The sequence below is a fragment of the Arthrobacter sp. DualSoilB13 genome (assembly GCF_055389195.1).
The window spans coordinates 98,314-117,533 of the sequence record NZ_AP035867.1 but is presented as its reverse complement, the minus strand read 5'-3'; the positions used below and the strand labels follow the sequence as shown (position 1 = coordinate 117,533).

The 19,220-nt window shown below is 58.5% G+C and carries 22 protein-coding genes; 14 read left to right on the top strand and 8 right to left on the bottom strand.

Annotated features, from left to right (window positions below):
- Positions 1–11 precede the first annotated feature (11 nt).
- From ACZ5J0_RS21300 to ACZ5J0_RS21275, 6 genes are read left to right on the top strand one after another with little or no spacing between them, the layout of a single operon-like run.
- Complete coding sequence (locus ACZ5J0_RS21300) at positions 12–443, top strand: LexA family protein (RefSeq protein WP_464094861.1); 432 nt, start codon at positions 12–14, stop codon at positions 441–443.
- Positions 436–1,734, top strand: coding sequence for a Y-family DNA polymerase (locus tag ACZ5J0_RS21295; protein WP_464094862.1), 1,299 nt, complete (start codon positions 436–438; stop codon positions 1,732–1,734). Before ACZ5J0_RS21300 ends, ACZ5J0_RS21295 begins: the two co-directional genes overlap by 8 nt.
- A 26-nt stretch (positions 1,735–1,760) precedes the next feature.
- A complete protein-coding gene (locus tag ACZ5J0_RS21290; protein WP_464094863.1) occupies positions 1,761–2,075 on the top strand; it encodes a hypothetical protein in 315 nt (104 codons plus the stop codon).
- Positions 2,075–2,473 carry a hypothetical protein gene (locus ACZ5J0_RS21285; RefSeq protein WP_464094864.1) on the top strand — a complete coding sequence of 133 codons (399 nt, stop codon included), beginning with the start codon at positions 2,075–2,077 and terminating at the stop codon, positions 2,471–2,473. Before ACZ5J0_RS21290 ends, ACZ5J0_RS21285 begins: the two co-directional genes overlap by 1 nt.
- Before the next feature lie 9 nt (positions 2,474–2,482).
- Entirely contained in the window at positions 2,483–2,626 is a 144-nt protein-coding gene (locus ACZ5J0_RS21280) for a hypothetical protein (protein WP_464094865.1), read from the top strand.
- A 49-nt stretch (positions 2,627–2,675) separates the two neighbouring features.
- Positions 2,676–3,512, top strand: a complete 837-nt coding sequence (locus tag ACZ5J0_RS21275) for a helicase associated domain-containing protein (RefSeq protein ID WP_464094866.1) — start codon at positions 2,676–2,678, stop codon at positions 3,510–3,512.
- Between the two features lie 31 nt (positions 3,513–3,543).
- On the opposite strand, the gene ACZ5J0_RS21270 is transcribed toward ACZ5J0_RS21275, so the two are convergent.
- A complete protein-coding gene (locus tag ACZ5J0_RS21270) occupies positions 3,544–3,906 on the bottom strand; it encodes a hypothetical protein (protein ID WP_464094867.1) in 363 nt (120 codons plus the stop codon).
- A gap of 95 nt (positions 3,907–4,001) precedes the next feature.
- A complete protein-coding gene (locus ACZ5J0_RS21265) occupies positions 4,002–4,352 on the bottom strand; it encodes a hypothetical protein (protein WP_464094868.1) in 351 nt (116 codons plus the stop codon).
- A 235-nt stretch (positions 4,353–4,587) separates the two neighbouring features.
- Here ACZ5J0_RS21265 and ACZ5J0_RS21260 point away from each other — a divergent pair, with 235 nt between their 5' ends.
- Both ACZ5J0_RS21260 and ACZ5J0_RS21255 read left to right on the top strand, forming a co-directional pair.
- The gene (locus tag ACZ5J0_RS21260; RefSeq protein ID WP_464094869.1) at positions 4,588–5,163 is read left to right on the top strand and encodes an RNA polymerase sigma factor; all 576 of its coding nucleotides are present in this window, start codon (positions 4,588–4,590) and stop codon (positions 5,161–5,163) included.
- Positions 5,164–6,212: 1,049 nt separating this feature from the next.
- Positions 6,213–6,665: a hypothetical protein gene (locus ACZ5J0_RS21255; protein WP_464094870.1), complete on the top strand. Its 453-nt coding sequence runs from the start codon at positions 6,213–6,215 to the stop codon at positions 6,663–6,665.
- A gap of 111 nt (positions 6,666–6,776) precedes the next feature.
- On the opposite strand, the gene ACZ5J0_RS21250 is transcribed toward ACZ5J0_RS21255, so the two are convergent.
- The 3 genes from ACZ5J0_RS21250 to ACZ5J0_RS21240 all read right to left on the bottom strand — a co-directional run bounded on the left by ACZ5J0_RS21250 (position 6,777) and on the right by ACZ5J0_RS21240 (position 7,639).
- Positions 6,777–7,124: an SOS response-associated peptidase gene (locus tag ACZ5J0_RS21250; protein ID WP_464094871.1), complete on the bottom strand. Its 348-nt coding sequence runs from the start codon at positions 7,122–7,124 to the stop codon at positions 6,777–6,779.
- A 78-nt stretch (positions 7,125–7,202) separates the two neighbouring features.
- Complete coding sequence (locus ACZ5J0_RS21245; protein ID WP_464094884.1) at positions 7,203–7,433, bottom strand: helix-turn-helix domain-containing protein; 231 nt, start codon at positions 7,431–7,433, stop codon at positions 7,203–7,205.
- Positions 7,434–7,507: 74 nt separating this feature from the next.
- Entirely contained in the window at positions 7,508–7,639 is a 132-nt protein-coding gene (locus ACZ5J0_RS21240; protein WP_464094872.1) for a hypothetical protein, read from the bottom strand.
- 492 nt (positions 7,640–8,131) lie between these two features.
- On the opposite strand from ACZ5J0_RS21240, the gene ACZ5J0_RS21235 reads away from it, so the two are divergent.
- Complete coding sequence (locus ACZ5J0_RS21235) at positions 8,132–8,959, top strand: hypothetical protein (RefSeq protein WP_464094873.1); 828 nt, start codon at positions 8,132–8,134, stop codon at positions 8,957–8,959.
- A 129-nt stretch (positions 8,960–9,088) separates the two neighbouring features.
- Here ACZ5J0_RS21235 and ACZ5J0_RS21230 read toward each other — a convergent pair whose 3' ends face one another.
- Positions 9,089–9,664 (bottom strand): hypothetical protein, encoded by a 576-nt coding sequence (locus tag ACZ5J0_RS21230; protein WP_464094874.1) that lies wholly within the window; start codon positions 9,662–9,664, stop codon positions 9,089–9,091.
- A gap of 295 nt (positions 9,665–9,959) precedes the next feature.
- On the opposite strand from ACZ5J0_RS21230, the gene ACZ5J0_RS21225 reads away from it, so the two are divergent.
- The 4 genes from ACZ5J0_RS21225 to ACZ5J0_RS21210 all read left to right on the top strand — a co-directional run bounded on the left by ACZ5J0_RS21225 (position 9,960) and on the right by ACZ5J0_RS21210 (position 14,932).
- Positions 9,960–11,234 (top strand): ROK family protein, encoded by a 1,275-nt coding sequence (locus ACZ5J0_RS21225; RefSeq protein WP_464094875.1) that lies wholly within the window; start codon positions 9,960–9,962, stop codon positions 11,232–11,234.
- A gap of 744 nt (positions 11,235–11,978) precedes the next feature.
- Positions 11,979–13,166, top strand: a complete 1,188-nt coding sequence (locus tag ACZ5J0_RS21220) for an Eco57I restriction-modification methylase domain-containing protein (RefSeq protein ID WP_464094876.1) — start codon at positions 11,979–11,981, stop codon at positions 13,164–13,166.
- Positions 13,167–13,381: 215 nt separating this feature from the next.
- Positions 13,382–14,302: a BsuBI/PstI family type II restriction endonuclease gene (locus ACZ5J0_RS21215; protein ID WP_464094877.1), complete on the top strand. Its 921-nt coding sequence runs from the start codon at positions 13,382–13,384 to the stop codon at positions 14,300–14,302.
- Between the two features lie 54 nt (positions 14,303–14,356).
- Positions 14,357–14,932, top strand: a complete 576-nt coding sequence (locus ACZ5J0_RS21210; RefSeq protein WP_464094878.1) for a hypothetical protein — start codon at positions 14,357–14,359, stop codon at positions 14,930–14,932.
- 489 nt (positions 14,933–15,421) lie between these two features.
- Here the strand turns inward: ACZ5J0_RS21210 and ACZ5J0_RS21205 are convergent, their stop codons facing one another.
- A complete protein-coding gene (locus ACZ5J0_RS21205) occupies positions 15,422–16,651 on the bottom strand; it encodes a DNA sulfur modification protein DndB (RefSeq protein WP_464094879.1) in 1,230 nt (409 codons plus the stop codon).
- A gap of 1,332 nt (positions 16,652–17,983) precedes the next feature.
- Positions 17,984–18,235 (bottom strand): hypothetical protein, encoded by a 252-nt coding sequence (locus ACZ5J0_RS21200; RefSeq protein WP_464094880.1) that lies wholly within the window; start codon positions 18,233–18,235, stop codon positions 17,984–17,986.
- A gap of 128 nt (positions 18,236–18,363) precedes the next feature.
- On the opposite strand from ACZ5J0_RS21200, the gene ACZ5J0_RS21195 reads away from it, so the two are divergent.
- Positions 18,364–19,176 carry a helix-turn-helix domain-containing protein gene (locus ACZ5J0_RS21195; RefSeq protein WP_464094881.1) on the top strand — a complete coding sequence of 271 codons (813 nt, stop codon included), beginning with the start codon at positions 18,364–18,366 and terminating at the stop codon, positions 19,174–19,176.
- Positions 19,177–19,220 lie beyond the last annotated feature (44 nt).

Genomic DNA, 19,220 nt, shown 5'->3' with positions numbered 1-19,220 from the left:
AAAGGTGTGTTGTGGGCGTGATAGTTGGCCCCCGTGTGATAGATGCGGGACTGTCTTTGGTGACGGTGCTGGTGGCACCGGTAGCGGTGGCTGCCGGCTATCCCTCGCCCGCCCAGGATTACTTCGATGGCCGGATCGATCTCAACGCGCATCTGGTCAAAGACGTGACCAGCACCTTCATTGTCCGGGTCACCGGGCAGTCCATGGAACAGGCCGGGATCAGTGACGGTGACGAACTGGTAGTGAACCGGGCACTGGAACCCAAGGACGGTTCCGTGGTCGTCGCCGTCCTGGATGGGGAGCTGACGATCAAGCGGCTGCGGATCACACCCACAGGCGTGATCCTGCAGGCGGACAACCCACGATTCCCCGATATCGAGGTTCCAGCCCTGGCGGAACTCTCGGTGTGGGGCGTTGTTGAGCGGTGTTTGCATTATGTCTAAACCCGCGGTGATGCGCCGGATGCAGGAAATCGCGCACGTGGACGTCAATTGCTTCTACGCCTCGGCCGAGCGCGCCTTCAACCCTTCGCTGGAGGGCAAACCGGTGATCGTGCTCTCCAACAACGACGGCTGCGCGGTCACCCGCTCCCCTGAGGCCAAACGCCTGGGCATTGCCATGGGTGATCCGTGGTTCAAGCTCCTGCCCCGGGCCAAAGAGTGGGGGCTGGTGGCCCTGTCGAGCAATTACGAACTGTACGGGGACATCTCCGCCCGGGTGATGGAGCTGCTGGGCCGCTACTCGGCGTGGGTGGAGGTGTACTCCATCGATGAGGCGTTCCTTGGGGTGAAAGGCGAACCGGACGAACTGTTGGCCCTGGGCCGGACGATGAAGGCAGCGTGCCGGCGGCACGTCGGCGTGCCGGTCTGCGTCGGGATCGCACCGACGAAAACCTTGGCGAAGCTGTGCAACAAGTGGGCCAAGAACAACCCTGCCTTTGGGGGTGTGTGTCGGTGGGAGTCAGTGCCGGCCGAGCAGCGCGAAGCGCTGATGGCGAAGCTGTCCGTGATCGAAATCTGGGGCGTGGCCACACGGTTGACCAAGCGTCTGAACGCGATGGGGATCTTCTCGATCCTGGACCTGACCCGGGCGAATCCAGTAGCGATCAGGGACAAGTTCTCCATCGTCATGATGCGAACCGTCCTGGAACTGCAGGGCACACCGTGTATCCCGATGGAAGAGGAACGGATCGGCCGGGACCAGCTGATCTTCTCCCGGTCCTTCTCCACACCGATCACCACAACGGCAGGGTTGCGGCAGGTCATGAGCGTGTACGCGCAAATGGCCTCCGCCCGCCTGGCCAAACACGACCTGCAAGCCAAGGTGCTGACGGCGTTCGCGGCGACGTCACACTTCAACCCCAACGAAAAATCCTTCCCCTCGGTCTGTCTGGCGTTGCCGATGCCCACCGCGGACCCGGTACTGCTCACCCGGGCAGCCCACGCGCTGCTTCCCCAGATCCATGAGGGGGTGAAGTACGTCCGGGCCGGGATCATGGTCACCGATCTGCGACCGTCCGGAAACCAGAAGCCCTTGGAGTTGTTCGAGAACCCGCACGAAGAACGCGGCATCGGAATTCTGCTCGAAGACGTGGCCAAACGGTACGGCCGCGGCTCCATCGGCCTGGGTCATGCCGGGATCAAGGGCGGGCCCGACTGGTCCATGAAACGCGACATGCTCTCCCCCAGGTACACCACCCACTGGGACGAACTCCCCCTCGTCAAGGCCGCCTGACCGGCGCCCAGCAAGAAAGGAACGCAATGCCCCTTGCCCCCGAACACCCCACAACCGGCCATGACGTCGATGTCCGCTTCACCCCCGACGGGACGCCCATGGCGATCCGTTACGACGGCCGGATCTGGATGGTCGATCCCGACGTCCACACCGCGCACTGGTTCACCAGGGACTCATGGTGGGAAACCCGGACCCGGGCAACGATAGGCACCGGCGACCTGGTCAGCATCGAGCACTGGCAGGTCCAAGCCACCCTTCCCTCCGCCAACGCACAGCTGCGCACCTTCACGCTGCGACGGGAGCCCCTGGCTGCCGCATGGCAACTGGAATCCATCAGCTAGTGCCCGCTGATCTGTACCGCTCCCCCGTCCCGGAGCAACTGTGGGAGCGGATCCGCAACGAGTTTCATCTACCCGGCCTTGAACAGGTCCACGAACGGCTCTCCGCCATTCACGAGGATCCCCAACCAGCCATGCGACAACTCGCGCGGGTCTTTATGGACGGGGGAACGTATTGCCCTGGTTACCAGTTCGAACCTGACCTGACCCTGAACCCCGTGGTGGTGGCCCTCTTCGAACGGGCCATGGAGCTGCGGATCCCACACAATTATTTCGCACTGTGGATGATGGTCCCCTCCCCTGCCCTGCAGGGGACCCGGCCCGTGGATCTCCGCCGCAGCGGCCAGGCCTCCGTGCTGCAAGCGACCCTGGAACAGACCTTCATGGATAGTGCGGCCTAGGATATGGGGGTGAAAGTGATCCTGACCGTAGTGGCCGGCAACGGCGAACTCAGCTACGTGGACGCCGAGGGCGAGACGTACGATGCCGCCAAAGCGGCCGCTGAAGCACTGATATCGGAAGGCTCTAAAGCCATTGCCATCCGCACGGACTAGCAAGCGCCCCAAGAGCCGGGACAAACGAAGCGCAGAAGAGACAGCCCGGTTGATAGCCGGGTTTTACAAGGAGAACGGGTACCTTCCGACTCAGCACACACCCTCACCCGGCGAACACAAACGTCTGGCACTCGCTCTCCAAAGATTTCGTAGGCTCCACGCGGCGGGGAACCTGCCCGACGACGCTGTCCGTATCCTGGATCAGGCGCACCCGGACTGGACTGACCGGGCCGATCACGCCACCGAACTGTGGCACAGCAGAGCGGACGAGTTCATTGCCTGGGTCCAGCGTCATGGCCGGTTCCCGCGGCCCTCCGCTGATGACCCTGCAGAACGCTTCCTCAGCAAGTGGCTGCACCGGCAACGACACGATGCCCGTCGGGAACGTTTTCCCGCCCGCGTCAAGGAACTGGATTCGCGCCTGCCCGAATGGCGGGAGACGTTTTCGGACCAGGACAAACAGTCCTACGTCGAATCGGCCCAGCAGATAGCCGCCTATGTACAACGACACGGCAGACTGCCTGCTCCTGACGGTCAGAGCGGGAGCGAGGCTGAACGCCTGGCAGGTGTCCTCGTTGCTCTGCGGAATCAGAAAAGGCGCGGCCTGCTGGCTAAGGAAGCTATTCAGGCGCTCGATACCGCGTTCCCGGGGTGGATAGAGGGGGTCGCGCTCAACGTCGAACGCCACTGGCAAAGCAGGGCCACCGAGTTCATTGAATGGGTCACCGAGAACGGCAGACACCCGCACAGAGCTGCTTGGGACCCCACAGAACGGGCACTTGCCGGATGGCTGGCGCGACAGAAGGTGCATGCCAAGAAGGGCGAATACCCTGACCGCATCAAGGAACTGAATGCGCGTATGCCCGGATGGGAGCGAACATCTTGACTGGGAAACCCTAGTCGAACCACATGACTGCTTACCCGCGTCGCTCCTCGTCTTTGCGGTCAGTCAACCACTGCTCGAAAAGTTCCTCGCTTCTATCGTCGGGCATCGCCGTTGGCAACCGTCCAAGCGCAACCTCCAGAAATTCGGCGCTGACAGGGACACCATGGCTCTCGTCGATGTCGAGGCTCAACCGGGCGCGAAGTTCCTTGAAACGCCGGCGTTCACGTTTGATGGCTTCCCGCCTCGCAGTTTCATTTACCGCGTCCAGGGACTCATCCCCGGTGACAGTCAGTGGTGAGATGAACTGTTTCTCGGCACCGCTCAGAAGTCCGAGGGCGACGTCCAGCGCAACGGCAAGGGCTTCAACTTCATCATCGCTGAAAGATACATTCATGAGTTCATCGTTCCTTTGAGGTCAGACAAAAAGGTCCGGTCCTGGCCAAGCGCATCGCCAAGGGACGTCCGAGCAGCTGACGAACCCACCAGCTGCTATTTGTCCGCCCAACGTTCGTGGGCAGCTTGGCGGCTTATCCCCGCAGCGCGGCCGATGTCCGCCCAGGAAGCACCTGCCGCCTTCGCGGCCGCAACAGTTTTATCCAGACGATGCCCGGCCCGACGATGCTCAAGAGCGGCTACCTCCACACCGAGGATTGCTTCAGACGGCGCAATGTGGACATGCCATTCCTGCTGAACGGCGTCTTCCACCTCTATCGAGACGTCCGCTGTGTCCCCTAAAGGGACGTATTCCTTACGTGTAGCAATGTCAGCCTCTGCAGCTGAGACAACTCTGCGCCAGAGCTCGCCCTGCCACCCACAGGTGCAAGCGCCACGCCAGCTCATGATCAGATCATTCGGAACGATTTCCTGATCGGGGTCGAATTCCCCTGCTGGCTGGTCGCTGTTGGGTCGGCCGTCTACCGATATGGCGCCCGCGCGGGGGGCTACAGTAGCGTGGCCCCTCAGACACCGCCCATTGGCGGACAGTTCGGGGTATTCACCCGCTAGTTGGATGCGATAGCAGTCGCGCCCCCTTCCTGTTTTGGAACCGAAGTCTCGGTACCGGACATTATTAGGTATGAGTACCGATGAGGAACTGTGGCGACGCGCTCAAGAAGGAGACGCCGAGGCTTTTGGGGAAGTTTTCGATCGGCATTATCGTCGAGTATTTCGTCATAGTCTTCGCGTAGTGGGTACGAAAGAAAACGCTGAGGACGTGACTGCCTTGGTTTTCATGGAGGCGTGGAGGAAACGCCGGAGTGTCAGAATGGTCAACGAATCGATACTTGCCTGGCTCCTGGTTGTTGCCAACAACACAGTCCGAAATTGGGAACGATCGCGACGAAGGCACCAACAGATGCTGTCTCAGCTTCCGGAGGTCGAATATGAGCCTGACCCTGCTGATGAAGTTAGCGATCGAATTTCCAGCGTTGCAATCGAACGCGTAGTTCGACACTCCTTCGCACGACTAACCCGCAGAGAGCAGGAGATCTTAACTCTCTGCGTGCTTGAGGACCTCACCACGAAAGAGGCCAGTACGGTGCTCAAGATCCCGCACGGAACAGTGAAATCTCGTCTCCACCGAGCCAAGTCCCGGCTCGCTGACATCGTCGGGTCAACATCTCCCGACATCAGTTTGGTTAGGAGCCTCTAATGAACCCCGAAGTCCAGTTTGACGAAGCACGACGCAAAGCCGTTCGTGAGATTCTGATTCAGAACGTCAGAACCGAAACAGCAAAAGTCCGCAGGCATCGCGGACGGGCGATTGCCGTGGGCGTAGTTATAGCCGGGTCGCTGACCCTTGGAGCTGGAGCCTTGGCTTCGACAGGCCAACTGGGGTGGATCGCTGTTCCATGCCAAGCAGCCGGTCCATGTTCGCCCAGCTACGCCACCGTGCCGGCGTGGCCCGTGAATGAGAAGGGCCAGACGTACGGTGTCCAGGGTGATAGCCCGGTTCCACCCGATCTTGTCGCAGTTGTGGCAACAAACGGCGCTAGCGGATACGCACTCTCGCGGGATATGGAGGGTCCACAGCCAACGAGCCCCGCTGATGCTGCCAAAAACTTTTCGACGCCTCGCCCAACGCGAGAAATTCCCGTTTTCCTCCAAGACGGGGAAACTCGGATCGGCACTTTTGATGCCCCCGGATAACTAAACCAAAGTAAACATTGCGATACAGCTCCTCTTCGTATAAGTTCGAGCCACCATCAGGGGGATGGTAAATCGACTTGGGGGAGTTTCATGAAAAGACCATTGCGTAATGCGCTGATTGCTGCCGTTTGCGCGTTCTTTGTAGGTTTCGCTGGGCTAATTGGTATCACGGCGGCCAATGCAGGCACTGGAGCGAATGGATATTACGGCCCAATTTACGGATACAGCTACACGAACGTATCTGAGGCCTGGGCATCGACGAGAACGTACGCCGTCGCAGCTGTTGCTCCCACGTCAGCCTCGTCAGTACCTCCCGGATACATGTCCGCCAATGCCCGGCTATTTATGGCAACCGGTGAGCTTTGCAAGCAATCGGGCAATATCTATAACGGAGGTTGGAGTAGCAACTTCTCCACTGTCACACAGGGTAGCGGATGTGCCCTCCCCAGCGCCTACTACGGATGGGGAGTAACGGGCGCCTGGAACGGTTCTGGCTATAACTACTACTACACACCTCAGAGCACTTGGGTCAACGGGGTCTAGGGGAATCTCATGAGAAAACATATTGTCCGGATTACAACCGGCGCGGCCGTCCTAGCATCGTTAGCTCTTGGCGGCACCGCCGCCGTTGCTGTACAGGGCACAATCACCGCTGCCGAACAGAGAATGGACCTCCCGCAAGGTCCCGCCCCGGAATATCCGCGGAACGACTCGGGCCTGACGTATGGTTCGGCAGCGAAGGCTATTTCGCCGGAAACAGAGCCCGACCTCATCGCTGCCGTCGGTGACGATGGCACCAAAGGCTACGTCTATACGAAGCAGTTGAATTACCAGCCGCAATTCAAGAGTCCCGACGAAGCCGTGGCATGGCAACGTGAAAACGCCGGCAAGGCCGTGACGATAGACCTTTACGACCAAACCGGAAAAACCAAAGTGGGAACCTTCACAGTCACGCCACCAACCGCGTCGGAAATGGATGCAGCCCAAGGCATGACCAGCAAGTAAAGGAGAAGCGATTTAACCGACGCTTCGCTCTAGGTCGTTGGTAGTCTTTCCATAGAGATAGTTGGACGGGAGTAGTAATACTCCCGTCCAATCTTCTGTTCCGGTAAAATTTCAGACGATTAGGCTCTGCCATTCGTAGTACCCGTCGGCGGGAACCAAAGCTCTACGTTTGACCGCGGCTGACCTAAACGAGGGCTTCTCCAAAATGCTCTCGCTTCGAGCATTTATAAGTTTGGAGCCGATCTTGACGTCCTTTGACCAGGACGGCACCAGACCCCACTTGGCTATCAGCAGGCGCCGGTCAAGGGTTCCCTCGTCGAGGCGTTCGGCCACCATCGGCACGTTCTGGGTCGGGGCGACGTTCCAGCTCGGCCCTGGCGGGCTGCCCTCAACTTCCTTGGCCTCGAAATGGCTCAGAAGATCACTCGTTGCTTTGGACATCACGTATCTGCCGCACATGAGCCCATTCTGCCCATAAGACCGTCAAAGTGCCGTTGGTGCGCGGTTTCGGATCGCTTGCATCGGTGGTCTGACCACCTACTCGGGCAGCTCTCCCGCAGCGATCCGCTCGGCGGTGCGCCGGTAGGCCTCGGTGATGTAGTCCTCAACATCGCTGGCAGCAAGACGCCAGACGTTCCGGCCCCCGACCTGGATCCCGCGGAGTTCGCCGGACTTCAACAACGCCCTAATCTGACTCACGGAGACGTTAAGTTCTTCGGCGACCTGCTCAACGGTTAAGAACCGGTACTTCTTGGCTTCCTCGGACATCCGTCCATCGTAGAGCGGTTCAGGTGCCCCGCCAGAGAAAAGCTCCACGCAGGGCACCTCAGCTCGCAGCTCGTCTACTTGCGGTGCAGCAAGCGAACAAGCCTCGTCGCTCGCTGCGCCGCAGGTTCATGCAGGAGAACGAGGAAGAGGATGCAAATCCAACCGAATTGAACGGCGATCTCGGGGATGTAAGAGAGAGCTGTCATCAAGAGTCCTTCATTAGATAGTGCCGTCGCGGGGTTGCTAGGGCTACTCCGAACGATCGCTGAGCACGGCGACCCGCGGGGGGAAGGCGCGTTTCTACGTTTTCGTTCACGGAAACCCCTATGCGGGCATCCCCTCCCACGGCCGTCATCTCCGGGCAGTCCAGCGGTGACCCACTTCCTTAGAATTGGTACGGCCGGAATGGGACAACTGTCCGTCGATCAATACCTCGGGATCTCGCGAAACATAGGTGGCTCGGATTTTGCCCCGAACGTCTCGCCAAATGGACTGTTGCGGAGACAACTTTCTGTACGGCAAGCGTGTGACGCACGCGGACGTACCAGTTGGTCGAGAGAAGCTTGGATCCGATCTTGATGTCCTTTGACCAGGACAGCACCAAGTCTCAACGGGCTATTAGGAGGCGTCGGTCGGGACGAGGTCCGTGCAGAATTGTCTCAGGGAGAGATGTACCGAATCGGGATCGGAAGAGGCCAGTGAACCAGGAACGTCCAAACGAGGTCATAGCTAAGCAGATCGTTGAGCAGGCGATGAACATTCAGCTCGAGCATGCCGACACCCACGGCGGCGTCGATTATATCTCCGCAGATGGCGCTGTCGCCCTTGAAGTTACTGCCGTCACCGACGGTGGAAAGCAGGGTGCTCGTGATGCGCTTGCCAGGTCCAAAGTAAAAGGATCCCCGACGCAATTGCAGGGCTGCTGGCTCGTATTTGCCTCGGACTCCCAGGAGCAGATGAAAACCTTCGTGCAGCGGGTTCAGCCGGCTATTGCAGATCTGGAATTCGCCGGCAAGGCGTACTTCGACGAATACCCGGCGCGGGCGCACGTTCTCGAAAGAGGTGAACTCTCGCATGTCTACCAACCGCTGTTGGACGCCGGCGTCGAGCGTGCGACTCACGTACCGCATCCGGGTGGCCACCCGGACGGTCAGGATCATGTTCACCATCTTCTGGTTAGCACCGGCAATGGCGGTTCGGTGAGCGGCAGTGATGAGTCACTTATTAGGTTGATGGCTGCGCTCAACGAGAAGCCCGACAATCCCGCAAAGCTGCGTGCCTCGTCCGCCGAGGAGCGCCACTTGTTCGTGTGGGTAACCGACGATACCTGGTACAACATAGCCCGCCCATTGGGCCATGGGGCGCCTCTATGGGCGGAAGACGGGTGGGGCCTCCCAACGACCCCGCCGCAGCTGGATCCCGCCATCACACACCTGTGGGTCGTGCACGATCGCACCCGTTTGGGCTGGGTGTGGAACGGCGACAAATGGAAGGAGCTGCGGGAGCTCCAGGTCCCGCCAGCATAAGTATTTTCATTCCCTGCGGCTAGAGCCTTTGAGGGATGAGTCAAACCTTGGCGCCAGTGCAAGGCGCGCACAGGGAAAGGGCCGGATGAAGGATTCATCCGGCCCTTTCCCTTGAGAATTTGCAGCAGGTCAGCCTCGGCAGATCCGACGTTCCCCGCTCGACCACGTTGTCTTATACCGATCGATTCTGGTGCCGTTGCTGGAGTAGCCAGCGGAACCCACATTCGCTCCGCTACCGTAGCCGCCAGCGACGTCGTTGTAGCTGTCCACCGTTAGCCTGTAGGTCAAGCATCCGCCGTCGATGTTCGCCTTGATACTGTTCCATCCGCTGGCATTGGCCCACTTGCCCGCGACTTCGGACCAACCCCACCAGTGCTTCTTCTCAATCTTCATGTAGTTGTAGCAGCCGTAGGTGCCCGAACAGTCGCGGCTGAGGTTGGCCCAAGCGTCCATGTTCCATTTGTCCAGTTTGTTCGGGCTGTAAACGCCGTAAGAGAAGGCGGCGGCATCTGCCGGCGCGGCGGCCGCCAAACCGCCTGTAGCGAGGGTGATGGCCATTCCCAGGGCTGCGAGGGCCTTGGCCAGCCTAGGTGACTTCTTCGTCGGTGCGGCGAGGTTAGGGAGCGGGCTGAGTTCTTGCGGCATGACTTCCTCCTGGTTGGTATTTACGGGTTCAGTGGGGCGACGCTCGGGTACGAATTTCATTTCTCCTCCTTGCGGCAGCAGCGGCCTTGTGACCTATTTTTCATTACCGCATACCTAGACTTTATTACTGAAACTCTTAATATTCAACGAAAAACCGTAGCTGTTTCTTGGGAAAATCTGATGGTAAGCTGTGGCCATGATGCCACCTCGCGGAAATCACAATCTCTACGAAGGTCTGCTCGACCGCCTGGTCAGCGCTTCAGGCGTTAGTCGCGATGTTTTGTCGAGTGTCCTTGTGCGAACGATGGTCGTCGCGCCAGCTGACGTGGTTCGCGCCGATATAGCCAAAGGAGACATGCTGGGTAGGCCGTCCCCGCTGAACGCGGGCGCTGTAAGCAAAGCTGTCGCTGCACTCATCAAGGAAGGCCTGCTGACCCAAGATCCTCCCAAAGCTGACTACGAACAGCGTGCCGGCCGCCCAATTAAACCCCTACGCCTGGGCAGCGATAAATGGGGACTGATGGGAATCAAAATCATCCACCAAGATGGTCGCCCTACGGCCCTAACCGGTATCATCACAAAACTCCGCTTGGATCTCTCTGATGTCTTGGTATGGGATGAAATCCCTCTGCCAAGTAGCGCTTCCCTTTCCAACCTCGCCGAACATCTCCAAAGCTTTGCAATCAGCCTCCTGGACCGCCTCGCGGCAGTCGATGGATTCACAACTCGGCAGATCCTCGGACTGGGCGTTGAGATCGGCGGCCATGTAAAGGATGGCCGCGTCATTGGAGCAACACACGTGGGACTTCCGGCGGACGAAGACTATGACCTGCGCACTCCATTGCACGAGAGCTTGGGCATCCCCGTCGTCATTGACAACGACGTCAACGTGTTAGCCGCCCGGGAACTCTACCGCCACGAATACCCGGAGCGGGACATTGCCGTGGTTGCCGTCTTTGAAGATGGGGTTGGAGGCTCTCTCATACTCGATGGACACGTATATCGAGGCGGAGGCGGAATGGCAGCAGAACCCGGGCATATACCCGTACGTGAAACGGCCCCGGCCGCCGACGAAGGCACCCTCTCCAAAGCACCCGGACGAGGTTTTCTTGCAGCTTGCCACTGCGGCCAGAAGAACCACATCGACTGCTATGCGGTCCCGGCCCGGATGCGCAGCGAGCTCGGACACGACGTCTCATTCGAGGAAGCAGCTCTGGCACCGGCCCGCAACGAAGAGGGAGACCTAACCAGGGAGGGCAGCGTATTCAGCCAAGGTGGTCGCGCCCTTGGACAGGGTGTCGCAACCATCATCAACATCATCAATCCCGCGAGAATGGTAGTGATCCTGCCATCGTCCCTAGTTCCCGCAAGCCGCACGAACGGGACAGCTGCCGCAGCATACATTTCGGCATTGGAGGCCACTGTGACTTCAGAGTGTTTTTCAACAGGAGCCAAAGATGCACGCCCTGATGGTGGACTCTTGACAATAGAAGGGCTGCACCCAAACGAAGTGGGCTTCGTTGGGGCCCACAGCGCCGCTCTCCGCGCATTCGATGCCTTTGTCTCTCATGCTCGAGGACGGGATGACTGCCATCAAATACCTTCACAGGTATCAACGGCCGTGGCGTAGTGGGGTTCGAAGGCGATTCCCTCCCCTAGACACTACCAACCAACAATGTTCCACTTCATATAAACGGAGCACGGCGGGCTCCTGTCCATTCTCAACACACGCGGGCGATTTTCCCATGCTGGCGCAGCTCAGGGACTACGCCTAGTAGTCTTAGAGACGGGCTCAGAACGCGCAAAAATGCAGTCGATTCTGGGTTCCCAGTGTTTAATCGAAGCAGAAACAGGAGTCTTTGTGTCCGTTCAGGCAGTAGCAGAGATGCGGGCCGATGCAGCCTCTCCTGCTCTTCCGGGGACTCAAGCAGTCATTGCTTCCGTGGGTCAGTGGTGGGCTGCAAAAGCGCGCCTAGCTGGCCTTGATGGCCCGTGGGGTGATGTGACCTACGCGTTGAGCGCTAAGCCCCCGGCCGCGATCCCGGGCGTCAAGCCGTTAGCTGATGTCGGGGCCTCAACTACAGCGGAAGAACTAGGACGCCTTTACGTCGAGTCGCTTGCTTCTGCTGAGCGATCCAGAGAAGGCAAACACTACACACCGACTTTCCTTGCCGAGCGTCTGTGGGAGATGACCAGAGCTTCGTTGGGACTTCCCAGAGGGAGGAACCGTCGTCTTCCCGGACTTGTCCGTGACCCAGCATGCGGCGCAGGCGCTTTGCTTCTTCCCCCGCTACGGGAGCATCTTCGGGCTACCTACAGGGACAATCCAGCGATCACCCTTCGGGGACTGGGCTTACTGATCCAGGGAATCGATATGGACCCGTGGTCTGCCTGGCTCACGAATGTCATTCTCGGCGCTGAGATACTCCCTACACTCTCTAGAGTTCCTGAAGCGCGGCGATCACCCATCCCCGTACTCGCCGTTCCTGGAGACGGGCTGGCAGTTGTCGACGAGAAGGCGACAGCAACGATCATGAATCCCCCATATGGTCGCCTACGTCTCGCTGAAGACACAAGGGCGGACTTTGCGCATGTTCTCTTTGGACACGCCAACATCTATGGCATGTTCATGGCCTCCGGCGCCGAAGGCACGGCTGAGGATGGCGTACTGTCCTGCCTTGTTCCCACCAGTTTCACGGCTGGTCGTTACTTTCATAAACTGCGTGGACATCTGGCGGAGACAATGCCGATGCACTCGATGAACTTCGTTGACGGACGTAACGGGGTCTTCAACGGCGTCCTGCAAGAAACCTGCTTGGTTACGTTCAGACGCAAGGCCTCCCGGCGAATTAAGGTCACGCGATCCAATGGGCATGTGGAGAGCGTCGCCGAGATTCCCGTCCCAAAAGGGCAAGGGCTTTGGTTACTCCCCCGGGAATCACGCGATGCAACATTGTCAGCTTCGGCCGGCAAGATGCCCTTGACAATAGAAAAAACTGGCTGGCACGCCTCGACTGGCCCTTTGGTGTGGAACCGCAGAAAGACGGATCTCCATGTCAGGCCGGGGAAGAACCGCGCCATGATTCTCTGGGGAGCCGATATTGACGGTGGGATGGTCCATCGCGACCCGTCCCGGGACAGCCTGAGGTATCTCGAACTGAACGGGAAATCTGACCTGAGCATTATGGTCCTTGCCACTCCGGCAGTATTAGTGCAGCGGACCACGGCACCAGAACAAGAACGACGCATCGTTGCCGCTGAGCTTTGCCAGGAGACGTTGGATTCCTTCGGCGGCCGTGTCGTCATCGAAAATCACGTAAACGTTTTACGACCCACAACGGACAAACCCTTGATATCGCGGGCCACGCTAGCCCGCGTCCTACAGACAAACACCTTGGACCGGCTAATGCGCTGCATTTCTGGTTCAGTTGCTGTCAGCTCTTACGAAATCGACTCCATTCCCTTACCGAACGCTGCAGTTCTGGCTTCCTGGGAAGACCTTTCGGGCGCTGAATTGGAAGAGGCTGTCGCCAGGGCCTACACCCCAGGAGTCAAGCCTTGACCACCGCTCCCGCCCTCCTCCCTGTAGTCCCGATTGAACTGTGCATTCAACGGCTAGAAATGATCTTTCCAGCCGAAGCAATGCCTGGTGCCCTTCGTGGCCAAATGGCCGCCACAGCAGTGGCGGGGCTTATCTGGGCAGGCTGTGTTGCACCAACAGAAAATGACGAACTATCACCTGACCTCCCCTTCGCCCGCCCATCCACTGTTCTATGGATGAACGAAGAGCTCCTTAGCATCACCGACGACAACCGACGGCGTCAGTGGTATGCGGTGTCGAGAAGCACCAAGAAGCGAACGCACGCCCTCATGGCTTCGTGGGACATCGGACTGACGCAGTGGTACGCCGACAACTCCCGGGAGCCTCTCAGAGACGACGTCTTTGGCCCCTGGGCGGAACTCGGCGCCATATATGACGGCGCGTACTTAATGGACACAACCTCGCCAGGACCCCGCTGGCTTCTGCGTCGCAGTTTCGCCCAACTCTTTGATCCAGACCTTCACGGATCAGCACTTCAAAGAGCTGTCGATGACTGGATCCAAACGCATATGTCATCCTCGGGTCGTCTGCGCGCTAGTCTGGCGAATGCCCGTGCCCGCGCAACGCTCAGCCTTCCGGTTCGGATGCCTGACGGGACCATTAGGGATCTTGCGCCCGGCCGATCATCTGAAATCATTCAGGGTGTGATCGAAGGATGGGCTCAGATCCGCCTCAAGGAACCGGCTGTTCTCGCCATTAGCGAGCCTGGGAATAAATTTCACACCGGAGACGCAGCTCTTTTCGCCTCGGCTGGTATCAGCCTGGACGTCAGTAAACTCCTGCCTGATGTTCTGATCGTAGACATGGTCACTGATCCTCTGGACATCTGGGTGATTGAAGTTGTGGCCACCGATGGACCAATCAATGAACGTCGGAAACGAAAACTTGTCGAGTGGGCCGAACAGGAAGGTCTCCCGCCCGAGAACCTTCGCTATCTGACTGCATTCCTATCAAGGAACCATTCAGCGGCCAAGAAGCTCCTACCATCCTTGGCCGTCGGAACCCATGCTTGGTTCCTCGACGAACCTGAGGTCGAGCTGTCCTGGGCTCAGATCGACTCAACCGTCCCCGACAATGTAGTCCCGCTGACCAGATAACGCGCTGGCCTGCCGTAGATTCGAGAAGTGATCTGAGCAGGCTACGCTCGGGTCATGGGAATACTCGATCGCTTCAAGAAGTCTGCCGACCGCCCGTTGCAACCCGGATTATTGGACCCTCCAAGCGACCCGGCAGTTAGCATCGATGACGATCCCTCCGAGATCATTCCGCGCGTGGACGTCTACCGCGGAACGATGGAACCAGACCCGGCTGACCCAAAACACGGCTCGCGAATCCCGGAAAGCCTGATTCCGTTGGAAGGGCCATTGGGCCCGGAAATGCCTCATCTGATCATGAGCGAAGGTTTCCGCAGTGGGATGAAGAACGTCCGCGCCGGCACGGAAATGGAACTGACTATGGGTTTGAAGAAGCCCGAGATCATCTATCCTCAGATACTCGTCTACAGAGGTGACCAGTGCCTAGGGCTTCTCGAGATTTACCGTGCCGAATGGTTCGCGCCGGTCGTCCGGCTCGCAGAGCAGTACGGTGTCGCAATGACAATGGGAGGAACCGCTGTTCAGGATTTGATGAGGGTCGAGCCCTATATCTATCTCCCTGATCCGCAGAAGCTGTACGACATGGTCCGGGAGACCTTACTATCCAAGATCAGCCAGGAATCCAGAGCATAAGGGGTTCGATCAGGCCAAGGGATAAGCGTTGGCGTCCCACCCTTCTCCTGTGGACTCGCTTATTGTCCTTGCATGAGACTCAGCCATAGTTCCTTTCCCCACACCAATTTCTCCCGGGTTCCGTTCTTTATGACCGGCCTGGACCCCTCCGCTGCTGAGGCCGTGTATCAAGACCTTCATTTCAGGACCGTTGGCCACCCAGCTTCCGGTGCACGAATCCAGCGATTGAAATACGTCCGCGACGGCCGACCACACATCGCCGAAGTAGGTGACCCCGAACATAGGGGAGAAAAATTTGTAATGGCCTTGTTCGGGCCGTGCGTCCACCGAGGTGACTACTACATCGTCACAGTGAGACGGGGGTACCTGAACCCAAAGGACGCTATGTTCGTACACTCCAGCGAGATCAGCGACGTCGACTATTTTCTGTGAACACGTGAATGGCCCCTGGGACAACACATCCCAGAGGCCATCTACTAGATCTCGCTGTTATACGAGCCAGAGAGGCTTGTCCACAGCCCACTTGACCATGGCGTCACGTAGGGTCCTAAGATCCTGGCGTCGGCTTCTAGGCGAAAGCGCCCCAACGCTGAAGACGTTGTCGGGAACGTGGTCCAGCCAAATACTGCCGTCTTCGACCGGGCCTTCCATGGATGGCGCGAGCTGTTGGAAGAACTCGATCACGTCGTCGTCATCGAACATTTGCGTGTCTGCCAATTCGGCATACACGCCGGCGAGAACGCGAAGCATGACTGTTGAACCAAGCAGGGTCTTCGACCGCAGTTCCTGGGGGGTGAGCTGATCATCGGCGACAGCTTCCAGGGGCGGGAACGATGCCACGAGGGTATCGAGGAAGTTGTTTGTCTTCTCGACGAGCTCCCCCTCGTCGAGTTCGTCCTCGAGTCGCCGGCCAACCCGCCCGTCAATTCCGACAGCGATCGTGCGGATGATTTCAGCTACGTGCTTTGCTCCGACCAGGTTGGGGTTCCCCCTGCCCATGCGGTCCTGCTCGAGATCTACACGGTCCTTGAACAGCGCGTGCTTGGTTACGCCCTCAAGAGCGCGGTTAACAACTTTGCGGCTATCAAACCGGGCCTTCACTGAGGATGTGATCCCTAGGGCGTTGTCCGCGATGTCGAAAAACATCTGCTTGTAGGCCATCTGGTCGTCTTCAATGAAGATCTGGAGTGAGGTTCGATCACGGGAGAGGCGTTGGCGCTGATCATTGAGCGATTGGATTTTGCTCTCAAACTGGGCGATGACGCCCGTCTCAGCACCGTTCTTCTTCGCTCCGGAAAGGGCGCTACGCGCTTTCTCCAGGTCTGCCGCGATGCCCGCAATAGCGAGATGAATGCCGAGGGTTCGATGCTGTCCATCCAAAATCCGCAGATCGGTCCTAGCCATAGTCGGGAAGGAAATGATTCCAAACTCGGTTCCGTTGATCTCTTGTGTCACTTCGAACTCAAAGATATCCGGTGCCCGCAGAACCAGGGCAGGGGCTACCCAGTCCGGCTTCTCCCTGATGTAGTCACCAAAGGCCCGAGCGTGAGCTTCCTTCACCTGCCGGTTTCCTTCCGCCGGGTGCCGCGGATCGGGAGCAGGAAGAAGGTCCGCTATTTGGGTAAGCGACAGATCTAGCGAGAACACCCGTCGACCCCCTTGGCGGTAACGCGTGGCATAGAAACGGATGTTTGGGTCGTAGCCAGTTGGAACGGTCATGATGATCTCCTTGTAAGTAGTTAATGCCTTGAACTACCTACAGATTAGCAAATTAAGATCTTAATTGCAAGAGTAAGAGTAAAACACACACTTAACTACTAGATTGGAGCGAAGTTCACGTCAGCTCGGGTGTCCCACATCCTTGGAAGCGCGACACACTCCCCATCGTGGATTCGATTGCTAGCCGGAGGCTTTCTTGCTGATGTTCGATGCCGCAGATGCCGGTAAGGGGATCCCTCGGGCGCCAACTCGCCCTCCAGGCACGAAGGAACGACTTCTGATATGTCCCGGCCTCAGCGTCCCGACAGTACGGAACGCGTATGCTTTGGCCTCGCTCCAGGAACCGCGATGCTACCTGCTAGTTGGATTTCCTAGCGGTGCCTTTGCTGGTTGCTATAAACGTTGCCACACCGAGAATAAATGAAGTGGCTACGGCCGCAGGCAAAGGGATGTTCCCGTTCACCCATAGTGCGGCAAAAAGCGAAAACGCTGCCACCAACAACCCTGCTAGAACAGCGAATGATTTAGTCGTGCCTTTGGTCCCCATGGGACGATCCTACGCGTCCCCGCTAGCTCCCCCGCCAGATGGCTACATGAGTTCTGGCCATGGGCGAAGGGACCCTAAACGCTACACACTTGCCAGTCCCACTTCATTGGAAGTGAGACACCCCTGTGATCCAGGAGCACCGGAAGGACGGCTCCAGTATGTGCCTAAAATATGGCCCTGGTTATCGATTGAGGTTTTGGACTACTTCCTTTTCAAAGGTCCGTTCGCAAAGGGTCGTGCTCCGTCGTGATCATCGGCAAACATCTCTCTCAAACGTCGTTCCAAAATTAGACCTGGCACTCCAGGCGTCTCCTTCCAGGTAATCAGGAGTTCCTCGAAATCCGCCAGTTGCCAGATACGGCAACCGCCGGCGTGGGACCTCGGGAGGCCATGGCCATATTGACGATATGAATCTATGCGGCCACGCAGATGTGTGCCCTGACCGACTTTCATGCCTGCACCTCCTATATAGAGGACAGGCGCATGCGTAACCCAGTTGCGGCTGAGAGCCTCAGCGGGACGCACGGTACGGTCCTGCCCTTTGAAACGTCCCCCTCGGCTCTCCATCAGAAATTGAGGCTCATCCGAAGAAGGACGGAGAACAACGTACGCCCCGTATCCTAGCGGCGGAGACATCGGGTCCAGGGTCAAGAAGGTGTGAAATTCTTGGAAACCAATTGCTTCTAAAGTGGTGCGGTCCATGATCAATTCCAACACGCCGCCCCAGGCAACCTTTCAAGAAAAGGCGCTGGCGGCCAGACCTCAGGGAAGGCAGTGTGGTGGTTCTACCGCGTTCCCTTCGACGAAACCACCACCTGGAGAGTCGAAACCACCACCTGGACCTTGGTCGGTGAGTAGGCCTGCTTCGACTTGAGCCATTCGACTACCGGGGATACGACGGCGTAGGCACCCTTGAGATCATCGGCGATCACCTTGAGCGATTCCACCGTCCGATGCAAGTCGTGAGCCATCTGCTCAGCTTTGTCGGCGAAGACTCTTGGGTTCGTGGCGGGATCAATCGGTGACCTACGGTTCATGTTCAACATCCTTTTCTCGTGGCGGGGTGACTGTCGGACTCGCGGAACGATAGGGCGCCCCGTGATACGTTTAACACATTTCAAGTGTTGTTAAGTCTAAGTTACATGCTTAACGAGGAGTTTGTGAAGTGAAATCTGGGACCAGTTCAGCCATAGCCTTCGGCCGAGTACTGCAGGCTGTGCGAAAACGGTCGTCAAAGAATCAGGCCGACATCGCGGCCTTTTTCAGCCCCAAGCTGTCCGTTGCCGCTGTCTCCATGGCCGAAAGCGGTAACCGTCCGCCAAAGACCGATGCCATGGTCCGCACCTACGCCGACGCGCTGGAACTCGACGCCGATGCCCTCCTCGAACTCTGGTGGGCGATGCAGGGGACGGTCGAGGTCGAGGACTGGACTGACGAGCGCCGCCCACACCAGCGATGGTGGCGCGAACTGCGGGCATCGCCCGAGGTCGAAATCGACCATCACCGGGCAAAGTTGGCGGCTGAAAAGGTATGGACTCCGAACGAGGACTTCTACGCCCCGTCGCTGGCGTTACTCGCACTCTCCGAAGCGATCTGCGACATCCTCGGACGCATGCTGGGCGACACCTGGAAGGTTGACCACAAACCCGAGGTAGGTCTCCGTGACCCTATCGACGGGCGTCTTGCGGCAGTCATGATCGAACTGCGGGCAGGAGCGCTAGAGGACGGTGGCTCGATGGATTCCCCCGAACTGATCGCCACCTTTGCATGTCCGGAACCCGTGACTCGACCTGTCACGTCTGACACAACGATGCGACCCAAGGCCGAGACCATCTCGCCGGACGTCGCGTGGATTCTCTCGTCGGTCGAGGCGATGCCGGCCAGGGAACGAGCAGCGGTCGCCGGATTCATCCACGGACTGCGCGAGGGCGCCAGCGTCTTCTCTGGAGTGCCGTTCCCTTCTCTCCCCGCCCACTAATCGGCCATCCTCCGGCCACTCGGAGCTAGTACGTTCATCTAGAT

Coding starts and splice junctions, on each gene's coding strand:
- ACZ5J0_RS21295 (WP_464094862.1), top strand. CDS start 436: ATGTCTAAACCCGCGGTGATGCGCCGGATGCAGGAAATCGCGCACGTG.
- ACZ5J0_RS21290 (WP_464094863.1), top strand. CDS start 1,761: ATGCCCCTTGCCCCCGAACACCCCACAACCGGCCATGACGTCGATGTC.
- ACZ5J0_RS21270 (WP_464094867.1), bottom strand. CDS start 3,906: ATGAATGTATCTTTCAGCGATGATGAAGTTGAAGCCCTTGCCGTTGCG.
- ACZ5J0_RS21265 (WP_464094868.1), bottom strand. CDS start 4,352: ATGAGCTGGCGTGGCGCTTGCACCTGTGGGTGGCAGGGCGAGCTCTGG.
- ACZ5J0_RS21260 (WP_464094869.1), top strand. CDS start 4,588: ATGAGTACCGATGAGGAACTGTGGCGACGCGCTCAAGAAGGAGACGCC.
- ACZ5J0_RS21255 (WP_464094870.1), top strand. CDS start 6,213: ATGAGAAAACATATTGTCCGGATTACAACCGGCGCGGCCGTCCTAGCA.
- ACZ5J0_RS21250 (WP_464094871.1), bottom strand. CDS start 7,124: ATGTGCGGCAGATACGTGATGTCCAAAGCAACGAGTGATCTTCTGAGC.
- ACZ5J0_RS21245 (WP_464094884.1), bottom strand. CDS start 7,433: ATGTCCGAGGAAGCCAAGAAGTACCGGTTCTTAACCGTTGAGCAGGTC.
- ACZ5J0_RS21240 (WP_464094872.1), bottom strand. CDS start 7,639: ATGACAGCTCTCTCTTACATCCCCGAGATCGCCGTTCAATTCGGTTGG.
- ACZ5J0_RS21230 (WP_464094874.1), bottom strand. CDS start 9,664: ATGAAATTCGTACCCGAGCGTCGCCCCACTGAACCCGTAAATACCAAC.
- ACZ5J0_RS21225 (WP_464094875.1), top strand. CDS start 9,960: ATGCTGGGTAGGCCGTCCCCGCTGAACGCGGGCGCTGTAAGCAAAGCT.
- ACZ5J0_RS21220 (WP_464094876.1), top strand. CDS start 11,979: ATGGACCCGTGGTCTGCCTGGCTCACGAATGTCATTCTCGGCGCTGAG.
- ACZ5J0_RS21215 (WP_464094877.1), top strand. CDS start 13,382: ATGAACGAAGAGCTCCTTAGCATCACCGACGACAACCGACGGCGTCAG.
- ACZ5J0_RS21210 (WP_464094878.1), top strand. CDS start 14,357: ATGGGAATACTCGATCGCTTCAAGAAGTCTGCCGACCGCCCGTTGCAA.
- ACZ5J0_RS21205 (WP_464094879.1), bottom strand. CDS start 16,651: ATGACCGTTCCAACTGGCTACGACCCAAACATCCGTTTCTATGCCACG.
- ACZ5J0_RS21200 (WP_464094880.1), bottom strand. CDS start 18,235: ATGAACCGTAGGTCACCGATTGATCCCGCCACGAACCCAAGAGTCTTC.